The organism is Pseudomonas sp. BS-2016, assembly GCF_001806145.1.
Lineage (GTDB): Bacteria > Pseudomonadota > Gammaproteobacteria > Pseudomonadales > Pseudomonadaceae > Aquipseudomonas > Aquipseudomonas lundensis.
The window spans coordinates 184609-196170 of the sequence record NZ_MLCT01000013.1; the positions used below are offsets into that span (position 1 = coordinate 184609).

The 11562-nt window shown below is 62.7% G+C and carries 10 protein-coding genes; 9 read left to right on the forward strand and 1 reads right to left on the reverse strand.

Annotated elements, in window-relative coordinates:
- The first annotated feature begins 1 nt into the window (after window position 1).
- The 8 genes from BKD70_RS02800 (at window position 2) to BKD70_RS02835 (ending at window position 9058) form a co-directional block, all read left to right on the forward strand.
- Window positions 2-1042: a hypothetical protein gene (locus BKD70_RS02800; protein WP_047278838.1), complete on the forward strand. Its 1041-nt coding sequence runs from the start codon at window positions 2-4 to the stop codon at window positions 1040-1042.
- A 41-nt stretch (window positions 1043-1083) separates the two neighbouring features.
- Window positions 1084-3027 (forward strand): vWA domain-containing protein, encoded by a 1944-nt coding sequence (locus tag BKD70_RS02805; RefSeq protein WP_169859491.1) that lies wholly within the window; start codon window positions 1084-1086, stop codon window positions 3025-3027.
- Between the two features lie 10 nt (window positions 3028-3037).
- Window positions 3038-3742, forward strand: a complete 705-nt coding sequence (locus BKD70_RS02810; protein WP_047278833.1) for an ABC transporter ATP-binding protein — start codon at window positions 3038-3040, stop codon at window positions 3740-3742.
- Window positions 3726-4949, forward strand: a complete 1224-nt coding sequence (locus tag BKD70_RS02815; protein ID WP_047278831.1) for an ABC transporter permease — start codon at window positions 3726-3728, stop codon at window positions 4947-4949. Before BKD70_RS02810 ends, BKD70_RS02815 begins: the two co-directional genes overlap by 17 nt.
- On the forward strand, window positions 4939-6486 hold the full coding sequence (locus tag BKD70_RS02820; protein WP_047278829.1) for an SUMF1/EgtB/PvdO family nonheme iron enzyme: 1548 nt from the start codon (window positions 4939-4941) through the stop codon (window positions 6484-6486). Before BKD70_RS02815 ends, BKD70_RS02820 begins: the two co-directional genes overlap by 11 nt.
- Window positions 6487-6519: 33 nt before the next feature.
- Window positions 6520-7254: a hypothetical protein gene (locus tag BKD70_RS02825; protein WP_047278827.1), complete on the forward strand. Its 735-nt coding sequence runs from the start codon at window positions 6520-6522 to the stop codon at window positions 7252-7254.
- Between the two features lie 4 nt (window positions 7255-7258).
- Complete coding sequence (locus BKD70_RS02830) at window positions 7259-7762, forward strand: lipoprotein (RefSeq protein ID WP_047278824.1); 504 nt, start codon at window positions 7259-7261, stop codon at window positions 7760-7762.
- Between the two features lie 63 nt (window positions 7763-7825).
- Window positions 7826-9058 carry a VWA domain-containing protein gene (locus BKD70_RS02835; RefSeq protein WP_047278822.1) on the forward strand — a complete coding sequence of 411 codons (1233 nt, stop codon included), beginning with the start codon at window positions 7826-7828 and terminating at the stop codon, window positions 9056-9058.
- Window positions 9059-9102: 44 nt separating this feature from the next.
- On the opposite strand, the gene BKD70_RS02840 is transcribed toward BKD70_RS02835, so the two are convergent.
- Window positions 9103-10023 (reverse strand): LysR substrate-binding domain-containing protein, encoded by a 921-nt coding sequence (locus BKD70_RS02840; RefSeq protein WP_047278820.1) that lies wholly within the window; start codon window positions 10021-10023, stop codon window positions 9103-9105.
- Between the two features lie 152 nt (window positions 10024-10175).
- Between BKD70_RS02840 and BKD70_RS02845 the strand changes: the two genes are divergently transcribed.
- Entirely contained in the window at window positions 10176-11561 is a 1386-nt protein-coding gene (locus BKD70_RS02845; RefSeq protein WP_047278818.1) for a NorM family multidrug efflux MATE transporter, read from the forward strand.
- Window position 11562 lies beyond the last annotated feature (1 nt).

An 11562-nucleotide genomic window follows, 5' to 3' on the forward strand; every position in this document is an offset into this window, starting at 1 on the left:
AATGACCATTCGAGTCGACTTGTTCAAGTTGCAACCCCACATCGCCGGTCAGGGCTGCCTGTCGGTCAAAAAATGGCAAGGCGGCCATGAGTGCCTGGAGTTTTCGATCCAGCGCAATCAGGACGGCCACTTCCTTCAGGGCGACCAGCACTGGAGCAACAGCCCGTACTGGTTCAAGGTCGCGCATTTCAGCGTGGGGGCCACTGAAGAAGAATTGGAAACCGTGGTCGGCCCGCAACTGATCGACCCGGTGCTCGAAGGCGGGGCAAATGCCCAGTTCATGATCGAGCTGCGCGAACAGGGCGGTGGCGGGTACAGCGACCGTGGGGTACTGAAACCGGCGGTGGGCTTGCAACCGTCGTCAGCGAACACCGAAGAAAAGCTGCCCGAGCACAAGGACACCGGCGAGCTGCCGCCTCCGCCCGCCCCGGCGCAGCCTGAACCGGCGCCCGTGGTTGAGCCGGAGCCGGTCGTCGAACCCGTCACCCCGCAACCAGACCCTGAACCCGCCCCGGCCCCGCCTGCGCCGCCCCCTGCTGCGCCTCGCAAAAAAGCCTGGTTGCTGCCTTTGATCATCGCCCTGGTGGTGCTGGCGGCCATTGCGGTGGGCGCCTGGTTCTGGCTGAACAAAACCCCGGCGGCCCAAGCGCCTGCGCCTGAACCGGCCCCCGTCCCTGCACCGGCAATCACGGGCGCCGAAGCCTGCACGCTGGAGAGCATGAGCACCTTGCCCGAGCTGACGTTTGTGCAAACCTGCATCAAAAAAGCGCCGGGCAGCGCCGAACTGCTGGAAATCATCAACGTCGCCAAGGCCAACAACCACTGCGGCGTCGCCCAGCGGCTGTACGCCAACCGTGCACAGGCCGGTGATCTGCCCATCGCCATGGCCTATGCCCATGAGTACGACCCGAAATTCCATCAGGCCAGCACCTGCTTTGCCGAGCCGGACAAAGCCACGGCCGCTTACTGGTACGAAACCATTCTCAGCCAGGACCCGGACAATGCCGACGCCAAGGCGCGTTTTGAGGAGTTGAAGCCGTGAGCCGTTTTGCTTTGGCCGCCAGCGCCCTGCTGGCCCTGTGCATGGGCAGTTCGCTGGCCTGGGCCGACGACAAGCCGCTGATTCAGGAAGGCAAGAAAACCCTGTTCCAGCGCGTCCTCACCACGCCGGGCTGCGCACTGAGCAGCAGCGCGGGTGGCGCCGCCGGGGCGGTTCAGCCGACATTCAGCCGTTTCTACGTGTACGAGCGGGCCGACGCTGGCAATGCCCAGTGGCTCAAGGTCGGGCCTGACAGCTATGGCAAAACCATCGGCTGGCTGCCGGCCAGTTGCACCACGGACTGGAAGATGCAGCTGACACTGGCCTTCACCAACCCGGCCAACCGTGATCGCCTGATGTTCTTCAAGGACCGCGCCACGCTCGAAGGTATCCTCGACGCGCCCGACCCGGTGAGCAAGGTGGCGCCGCTGCGGGCCAAGCTCAAACAGGGCACGCTGGCGCCGGGTGTGTTGGCCCAGGAGCCGGAATACTTCGTCGACCTGCACAAGCAGTTCTACCTGCTGCCGGTGTTGAGCGGCGAAGAAGTCATGACCGAAGAAGGCTTCCGCACGCGTTTGCTCAACGTCGCGTCGGTGAGCAAGGCCGAGGACACAGCGGTGCAAGCGGCCCCCGCCAACGCCGCTGACGCGGGCGCGGTGAAAACCAGCCAATTGAAAGAATTCAGTGCGGCCGTGGTGTTTGTCATCGACTCCACCATCTCGATGGACCCGTACATCGACCGCACCCGCGAAGCGATTCGCAAGGTCTACAAACAGATCGAAAGCGAGAACCTGGGCAATCAGGTCAAGTTCGGCCTGGTGGCGTTTCGTTCCAACACCCAGGCGGTGCCGGGGCTGGAATACGTGACCAAAATGTACGCCGACCCGAACAAGGTCACCGGCAGTGAAGACTTTTTGGCCAAGGTCGCGGACCTCAAGCAAGCCAAGGTCTCCAGCAAAAGTTTCGACGAAGACTCGTATGCCGGTGTAATGCACAGCATCGAGAAGGTCGACTGGTCACAGTTCGGCGCCCGGTATGTGGTGTTGATTACCGACGCGGGCGCCCTTGAAGGCGATGACAAGCTCAGCAGCACCGGGCTCAGCGCCGATCAGGTTCGCCTTGAAGCGGCCAACCCTGGCGTGGCGATTTACACCCTGCACCTCAAAACCCCGGCCGGGATCAAGGATCACGGCAAGGCCGAGGCGCAGTACCAGAACCTGTCCACCTACCCCGGCACCAACACCTCGCTGTACTACCCGGTCAATGCCGGTGACGTGCAGGCGTTCGGTCAGAAGGTCGATGCGCTGGCCGGTGCCATCACCGCGCAGGTCAAGGCCGCCTACATGGGCGATGACGCCATCGGCAGCGCGTTGAATGCCAAGCAGGACGTGGCCGCCCAGAAAGACCCGGCCGAGCAGAAAATGCTCGATGACGCGGCCTTGATCGGTCATGCCATGCAACTGGCGTATCTGGGTGAAAAAACCAACAGCCAGGCGCCGCCCGTGTTTGAGGCGTGGATCACGGACCGCGACCTGATCAAGCAAAACATCCCCACCACCGATGTGCGTGTGCTGCTGACCAAAGCCCAGCTCAGCGATTTGAGCGACGTGATGAAACAGATTCTGGACGCGGCCAACGAAGGGTTGATCTCACCGACGGAAATGTTTGATCGCCTGCGTTCGGTCGCGGCGACCATGGGCGCCGACCCCAACCAGCTCAAGCAGAACGGCAACGCCAAGTTGGCGGACATGGGCGTGCTCGGTGAGTACCTCGAAGACCTGCCGTACCAGAGCGAAGTGCTCAACCTGGACGAAGAAACCTGGAAGAGCTGGGACGGCCTGGCGCAAGAGCGCTTTATCCGCAACCTGAGCACCAAACTGCGCCACTACCAGCGTTACAACGCGGACGTGGACCGTTGGGTGGCCCTGGCCAAAGACAGCGATGCACGGGATAACGTGTACCCGGTGCCGCTGGAAATGATGCCTTAACGGGACGCCCATGCTCGATATTCAGGACATGTGGGTGCGCCGGGGCAGCGGCGCCCAGGCGCACAATGTGCGTTTGCCGACGTTGCAGGTGAAGCCCGGAGAAATTCTGGCCATCACCGGCGAAAGCGGCTGCGGCAAAAGCACCCTGCTCGAAGCCATCGGCTTGCTGTTGCAACCCGTGGAGCTGGGGCGATTTCGCCTCGGCCCGGCGACGGCTTCGCTGGATATCGCGCAGATGCTTGCCGCGAATGACCAGCCCGGTTTGTCGGCCGTACGCTCGCGGCACTTGGGGTTCATCCTGCAAAGCGGCGGCTTGCTGCCGTTCTTGAGCGTGCGCGACAACATCAGCCTGCCCCGCCGCTTGCTCGGCATGCCCGCCGACAGCGCGCACGTGGATCGGGCCGTGCAGGCGCTGCGCCTCGACGGTTTGCTGGGCAAGCTGCCCCAAGCCTTGTCCATCGGCGAGCGCCAGCGGGTGGCCTGTGTGCGGGCCATCGCCCATGAGCCGCAGGTGTTGCTGGCCGACGAACCGACGGCCGCGCTCGACCCCCACAGCGCCCGGCGCCTGTTCGAATTGTTACTGAGCCTGGTCAATGAGCTGGGCTTGAGTGCGCTGGTGGTGTCCCACGATTGGGCGCTGGTGCGCGACTTTGGCTTACCGCGCCTGGGCGCGATCAGCCGTCAGGGAGAAACGCTGTTTGAAGCCATGGATTAGCCGTCTCGGCCTGCTCGGCAAGCTGGCGGTCGACGACCTCTGGCATGACCGCAAGGTGTCGTTTTGCATTGCTGCCTCGCTGGTGGCAGTGATTGCGCCGCTGTTGCTGCTGTTTGGCCTCAAGCACGGCGTGGTCAGCCAGTTGCAGAACGAACTGCTCAGCGACCCGCGCAACCTCGAAGTGAAAATGCTCAGCAGCGGCAATTACGACGCGGCCTGGATCGCGCGGTTGCGTGAGCAACCCGAAGTCGGCTTTGCCATTGGCCAGACCCGCTCGCTCAACACCCAGGCAGATTTGCTGGTCGGCCTGCAGCGCTTTGTCGAAAACGCGGAAATTATCCCCAGCGAGGCCGCTGACCCGTTGCTCAACCTGCCGCAGATCCACCTGAGCGGCCAACAAGTGATCCTCAGTGACCGCGCCGCGCAACGCTTGCAGGCCAAGGTCGGCGACAGCGTGCGTTTGCGCGCAACCCGGCGTCTGGACGGCATCAACGAACGCGGCGAGCTGACCTTGCAGGTGGTCGCGGTGCTCGACGCCGCCCGTTTCGGCCGGGCCGCGGGGTTTGTCGCGCCACCGTTGCTGCTGGCGCTGGAGCGGTTTCGCGACGGTTATCAGGTGCCCGCGTTCGGCCTCGACACCGGTCAGCCACTCGGCCACCTGCAACCGCTCTACGCCAGGGCGCGGGTGTACGCCCGCGACGTGGATGGCGTCGCGCCGCTGGAGCGCTGGTTGAACGGGCAGAACATTGAAACGTCCAGCCGCCTGGCCGACATCGACAACGTCAAAGCCATCAACCACGTGCTGGGCCTGATTTTTGGCGTGATCGCCGGGGCGGCGTTGATCGGCTGCATTGCGTCGATGATCGGCGCGTTTCTGGCCAACATCGACCGCAAACGCAAAAGCCTCGCCGTGCTGCGGCTGCTTGGTTTCAGCAGCCCGGCAGTGGCGGGGTTCGTGATCGCCCAGGCGATGCTGTTAAGCCTTGCCGGGTATGTCGGCGGGCTCGCGTTTTACGGGGTTGGCAGCCTGCTGTTCGACCACCTGCTCGGCAGCAGTCAGGCCACGGGCACCTTTGTTTGTCACATCACTGTCTGGCACGGGCTGGCGGCCCTGCTGATTGCACTGTTGGTCGCTGCACTGGTCGCCGTGATCGGCGCGCTGCGGGCCATCAGCATCCAACCTGCGGAGAGTTTGCGTGAGCTATAAACGTGTTGTGTTGCTCGCATCCCTGAGCTTCGGCTACTTGCTTAACGCTTCGGCGGCAGGCTGGGACGAGAAGTATTTCAACCCTGTGCCCGACGCCAGTGACGTGGTGCTGCCGATGCCGTGCGACGGCTCGATGGTGTTTCGCAAGGTGTTCATCCCGGTCACCGGCCCGCTGGACGATTACCCGATCAACATTGGTCAGGACAGCCCGGACTGGGGCTATGTCGAGCAAAAGCGCCCGGCGTTCATTGCGGGCAGCTTCACCGGCGCCAAGAACGACAAGTCCCGTTACTACCTGATGGCCAAGTACGAGATGAGCCAGTTGCAGTACCAGGCGCTGACCGCCGAGACCTGCCCGACTCCGTCGAACAAACTGCGCCTGCCGCAGGTGGCGGTGAGCTGGGTGCAGGCCATCGATGCCGGGGACAAGTACAACCTGTGGTTGCGTAAAAACGCCGCCGACAAGCTGCCGAAAGAAGATGGTGCGCTGGGCTTCCTGCGCCTGCCCACGGAAACCGAGTGGGAATTCGCGGCCCGTGGCGGGCTGGAAGTCGGCGCGGCCGAGTTCAGCGACACGCGCTACCCGATGCCCGACGGCCTGAATGCCTATGAGTGGTTTGGCGGCGCGCAGTCGTCCAACGGCAAGCTGCAACTCTCAGGGCTGCAAAAGCCTAACCCGCTGGGCCTGCACGACATGCTCGGCAACGCCGACGAAATGATGTTTGAACCCTTCCGCCTGAACAAACTGGACCGCCAGCACGGTCAGGCCGGTGGTTACGTGGTGCGCGGCGGCAACTACCTGACGCCGCAGGCCGATCTGCGCACCGCGTTGCGCAAGGAAGAGCCGTACTACAACGCTGACGGCCAGGTGAAAAACAAAACCACCGGTTTGCGCCTGGTGCTGGTGTCGCCCACCCTGACGTCCCGCGAGCGCGTGGGCAGCATCGAGAAGAGCTGGAAAAAACTCGGCACGGGCGCCCAGCAAGGGGACGCGTCGCAGGACAAAGGCACGGTTCAGGAGTTGAACAACCTCGCTTCCGCGGTGGAAGACAAAGCCCTCAAAGAGAAGCTGCAAGCGCTGGAAAACCAGCTGCGCGCCAGCAACCAGCAGCAGGAAGAGACCCGCGACCAAGCCATTCGCGCCAGCCTCAACCTGGGCGCGTTCCTGTGCACCAAGATGCTTGATGACGGCCGCTACCTGGATTTCTTGCAGAAAAACTACGCGCTCAACTGCGAATCCGAAGACAAAGACCCGAGCTGCGACATGCGCAAGGGCAAGCTCGACGAGCAAAAGGACCGCCTGCACAAACTCAGCCGCTATTACGCCAGCAGCCTGGTGGAGTCCGCGTCCTTGTACGGCCAGCCGTTGCTGGAGCCGCAAGTGCCAGTGATGGAAGAAATCATCAGCCAGAACAAACAACTGCAAGAACTCAAACCGTACCTGCGCACCCACTGGGCCAATCAGAAGACCTACCTGCAAAAGCAGAAGATCGACACTGACGCCTGGCTGAGCAGCTGCAAGTCCGTCACCCAATAAGCCCTGAAACCCGCTTCAACAAGGAGAAATACAATGATGCGCCGCCTCTGGTCCTCTTCGAAGTTACTGGTCAGTTTCATGCTCACCGCCAGCGTGCTGCTGACCGGTTGCGCCAGCACTGGCAGTGGCATGTTGGGTTCGGGCGCCCCGGCACCCGATCCGCGCCTGACCCAGGGCACCGATGCCGAGTTTTTCAGCAAGTCGGGCTATCAGGCGTGCGCCATGGGCGCGGGGGCTGCGGTGTTGACCTGTGCCCTGAGCAACTCCGGGAATAAAGCGGTGTGCATGATTGCCGCAGGCGTGGCGGCGTGTGGCGTGGCGATGGGGGCCAACTACTACGTGGATCAGCGTCGTAGCGAATACGCCAACACCACCCAGCGCTTGCAGAAGTACAACAGCGACGTGCAGCTGGACACGCAAAAGGTCGTCACGCGTACCGCTACGGCTCAGCAGGTGATTAACGATGACAAGGCGCAGATCGCCCAGATCAAACGCGACCTGGCCAGCAAAAAAATCGACAAGGCCCAGGCGCAACAACAGATTGCCGCGATCGACAGCAACATCGATCAACTGCGCAGCGAAGTGAAAAACATGCAGACCAAAGTCGCGGGCTACAACGACGTGGTGAAAGTCGAGCGCGCCCAGGGCAACGCCCCTGAGTTGAAGCAGATCGACGCCAACATTTCGAAGATGAACGAGAAAGTGGCGAGCCTGCAAAAAGAAGTCGATGGCTTGTACAGCCAGCGTTCCGCGATCACGTTGGGTTGAAACCATGAACGTACGATTGATGCTAGGGGTGGGCGCGTTGCTGGTGTTGTCCGGTTGCGCCACCCAACCGGGTGAATGCGATGCCACGAACCGTGATGCCAGCCTGTTCACCAAAGTGAACTGCGACGCGGGCGGCGGTTACAGCGAGCAAATCCGCCAGAACGAGGCGGCGCTGGCCAAATCCCAACAAGAAAACGCGATGTTCCATCAGGTGTACCAGGACATTGCCGCGCAACAGGCGGCGTCGCGCAATGACTTGCTGGCGCAGCAGAAGTCCCAGGCGGCGCTGAACCAGTCCCTGAGCCAACTGCTGGGTTCGCTCAAGACCCGCAGTGGCAACAAGGCGCAGGTGCAGCAGCAAATTGCCGCGCTTGAGCAGCAGCTCAAAGCCGCGCAAGCCAAGCCCGCCAGCACCGGCAACGCCAAGCAAATGGCGGCCAAACAACAGGAACTCAAGGCGCTGCAAAAGAAGGTCAACCAGCTGCAATTCAGCCTCGGTTACGAATAAGCCCTTCTGCTTGACCCGGTCGGCAGCCTGGCGCTGCCGACGTCTTTTTCAGGAATTCACCCCATGCAGCGCATTACCCGGGACGAGCACGCCACGCCACACGGACTGGACGCGCTAAAAGACAAAATCGCCCTGATCCTCAAGCACTTCCCGCCGTCGGTGGCCAGTGTCTACGCGATCCCGCGCATTGGCAGTGGCGACGTGGTGGAGTGGTGGACCGAGCTGGGCGGCCAGCCCACGCGCTTTCATGACTTGAATGACGACCAGCAGGCGGCGCTGCTGGAGCGCTATCGCCAGCGGCAGGAAACCCTCGGGTTACTGGCCGATGAACTGGTCACCCGCGGCCAGCCGGAGCAGGCCGCCAGTTTGCGTACCCTGATTGGTGCGCCCGATCTGAACAACCTCTACAGCATCAATGGCGACCCGGTGGTGGTGCGCTGGGGGTTGCAGGCACCACCCGCGGTGGCGACCCCGGCGCCTGCGCCCGTAGCCGCACCCGTTGTGGTGCGGCGCCCACGGCGTCTCTGGCCGTGGTGGCTGCTGGCGCTGTTTCTGCTGCTGGGCCTGTTACTGTGGGCGTTATGGCATTGGCGCTTGCCGCCGATGAACCTGTTGCCGGTGCAGAGCACTCCTGTGTGCCGTGCCAGCACGCCGCAAGGCAGCGAGTTGCCGCCTGAGTTTGTGGTGATCCTCGACACATCGGGTTCGATGAACCTCAACATCAACGCGACCAAGGACGATGAGGACTGGTACTTCAAGAGCCGTCCCCAGCCCGAAGACAATGACCCGCGCACGGTGAAAATCTTCGCCCCGCAAACCCGTCTCGACGTCGCGAAAACGGCGCTGACCGGGATCATCAACAACCTGCACCCCGACATCGACACGCGGCTGATGACCTTTGCCGGGTGTTTCCGCCAGCCCGACCACGGTGTCTTCAGCGCGGCGCAGCGCCCGCAGTTGATCGCCGGGATTCAGGGGCTGAACGCCAACGAAGGCACGCCGCTGGCGTCGAGCCTGAAAAAGGCGGCCCGGCAGGTCAATGGCCGTGATCGCGACGCGGTGATCGTGATGTTTGTGGACGGCGACGACGGCTGCAATGAAAACGTCTGCAAGGTGGCGCAGCGCATTGCTGTCGAACAACCGCGGCTGCGGGTGAATGTGGTCAATATCGGTGACAGCTCGCTGTCCAACTGCATTGCGGAAAACACCGGCGGCAGCATCTACTCCAGCCGTAACGCCAGCGACTTGGCCAACGCCCTCAAACATGCCACCCAGGCTGTTTCAGAGTGCGAATGACCCTGTCGTAGCGTGAGGCCGGGCGCGCCAGCCTCACGTCCGCCTCACGCCAGCCGCCGCACGTCGGGCAGTTCCATGGCGGCGACTTCTTGCTGCAAGAAGTCGCTCAGGCGGCGTAAGCGCTCGCCGCCGGGCCGGGTTTTTGGCCACACCAGGTAGTAGTTTTCGCCGCTGGCCACGGCGGTTGGAAACGGCAGGCTCAACCGCCCCTGTGCCACGTCCTCGGCCACCATCAGCAAGTCACCCATGGAGATGCCATACCCGCGCGCCGCCGCGATCATCCCCAGTTCGAGGGTGTCGAACACCTGCCCGCCCTTGAGCGACACCTGCCCGGTCAGGCCCTGACAGTCCAGCCAGCGGCGCCAGTCGCGACGGTCAGGCGTAGGGTGCAGCAACTCGGTGCCCGCCAGCCGTGAGACATCCCACGGTTGCTCGTCGAGCAGGTTGGCCGCGCCCACCGGGATCAGCATTTCCGGGAACAGCAAGGTGCACTCCCAGTCAGGCGGGAAGTGGCCGTTACTCAGCAACACCGCGCAGTCGAACGGCTCCTGATTGAAATCGACATGGTCGATGTCCATCCACGCGCTGGTCAGCTGGACTTCGTTGCCCACCTGCAAGTGGCGAAAGCGGCTGAGTCTGGCCAACAACCAGCGCATGGTCAGGGTCGACGGTGCCTTCATGCGCAAGATGTCATCTTCAGCGCGCAAGGTGGTGCAGGCACGCTCCAGTGCGAGGAACCCCTCGCGTACGCCCGGCACCAGCAAGCGTGCGGCTTCGGTCAGTTGCAGCGTGCGGCCATTGCGCTGGAACAGTCGACAGGCAAAGTGCGCTTCCAGGGTTTTGATGTGGCGGCTGACGGCGCTTTGGGTGATGGATAACTCATCGGCCGCACGGGTAAACGAGCTGTGACGGGCAGCGGCTTCAAACGCGCGCAAGGCATACAGCGGAGGAAGGCTACGAGACATGAGGAATATTCCATGTGTACGAGAGGTTTATGCGGGCATAAAGGCATTTGATATGAGTTTTAATCATGCCATGGATCGTTTTTATCCCTTTGCTTAAATCACTGAAGGCGCCGAGAATCCAGCCTTTCAACGTATCTTAAGAATTCATACCGATGACCAAACAGCATTCTGCACGTATCGAACTCGGCGCCATCATGCGGTTGGCTGGGCCGCTGATTGCTTCGCAGTTGGCGCACATGCTGATGGTGCTCACCGACACCCTGATGATGGCGCGCCTGAGCCCCGAAGCACTGGCGGGCGGCAGTTTGGGGGCGGCCAGTTATTCGTTCGTGTCGATTTTCTGCCTGGGGGTGATTGCCTCCGTGGGCACGCTGGTGTCGATCCGCCAGGGCGCGGGCGACATTGAGGGCGCGACCCGTCTCACTCAGGCTGGCGTTTGGCTGGCGTGGGGGCTGGCGCTGGGCGCCGCATTGATCCTGTGGAACATCAAGCCGGTGTTGCTGCTGTTCGGGCAAACCCCGAGCAACGTCGAAATGGCTGGTCAGTTCTTGTTGTTACTGCCTTTTGCACTGCCCGGCTACATGACGTTTATGGCTTTGCGCGGCTTTACCAGTGCAATGGGTCGCCCGGTGCCGGTGATGGTCATTAGCGTCATCGGCACCGTGGCCAACTTCCTGCTCAATTACGCGCTGATTACCGGCATGTTCGGCCTGCCTAAACTGGGGTTGATGGGCATCGGCCTGGTGACGGCGATTGTGGCCACGGGCATGGCGCTGGGGCTTGCCTGGCATATTCATCGGCACCCGGCCTACGACGCCTATCCGCTGCGCAAAGGCCTGTCGCGGCTTAACGTGCCTTACCTGCGCGAACTGTGGCGCCTCGGCTTGCCCATCGGTGGCACCTACGCGGTGGAAGTCGGGTTGTTTGCTTTTGCGGCCTTGTGCATGGGCACCATGGGCAGCACGCAACTGGCCGCGCACCAGATCGCGCTGCAAATTGTGTCGGCCGCGTTCATGGTGCCCGCGGGCATGTCGTATGCGATCACCATGCGCATCGGTCAGCATTACGGCGGTGGCGATTTGTTGCGCGCACGCCTGGCGGGACGGGTCGGGATCGGCTTTGGCGCGGCGACCATGCTGTGCTTTTCGGTGGTGTTCTGGTTCTGGCCCAAGGAGCTGGTCGGCCTGTTGCTGGACTACGACAATCTGGCGTTCCGCCCGGTGTTCGAGCTGGCGATGAGCTTGCTGGCGGTGGCGGCGTGGTTTGAGCTGTTCGACGGTGCGCAAACCATCGCCATGGGCGCGATTCGCGGGCTGAAAGACGCCCGCACGACCTTTCTCGTCGGCCTGTTCTGCTACTGGGCCATTGGCGCGCCGCTGGCCTGGTTGCTGGCGTTCACCTTCGATTGGGGCCCGGCGGGTGTGTGGTGGGGGCTGGCATTGGGGCTCGCGTGCGCGGCCATCAGCCTGACCCTGGCGTTCGAGTGGAAGATGCGGCGCATGCTCAGGCGTGCGCACAACGCCACGATCCGCCTGTAGG

Bases quoted from the DNA above. Each gene is read 5' to 3' on its own strand.
- BKD70_RS02805 (WP_169859491.1), top strand. From the start codon at position 1,084: ATGGGCAGTTCGCTGGCCTGGGCCGACGACAAGCCGCTGATTCAGGAA.
- BKD70_RS02825 (WP_047278827.1), top strand. From the start codon at position 6,520: ATGATGCGCCGCCTCTGGTCCTCTTCGAAGTTACTGGTCAGTTTCATG.
- BKD70_RS02810 (WP_047278833.1), top strand. From the start codon at position 3,038: ATGCTCGATATTCAGGACATGTGGGTGCGCCGGGGCAGCGGCGCCCAG.
- BKD70_RS02840 (WP_047278820.1), bottom strand. From the start codon at position 10,023: ATGTCTCGTAGCCTTCCTCCGCTGTATGCCTTGCGCGCGTTTGAAGCC.
- BKD70_RS02835 (WP_047278822.1), top strand. From the start codon at position 7,826: ATGCAGCGCATTACCCGGGACGAGCACGCCACGCCACACGGACTGGAC.
- BKD70_RS02845 (WP_047278818.1), top strand. From the start codon at position 10,176: ATGACCAAACAGCATTCTGCACGTATCGAACTCGGCGCCATCATGCGG.
- BKD70_RS02800 (WP_047278838.1), top strand. From the start codon at position 2: ATGACCATTCGAGTCGACTTGTTCAAGTTGCAACCCCACATCGCCGGT.
- BKD70_RS02830 (WP_047278824.1), top strand. From the start codon at position 7,259: ATGAACGTACGATTGATGCTAGGGGTGGGCGCGTTGCTGGTGTTGTCC.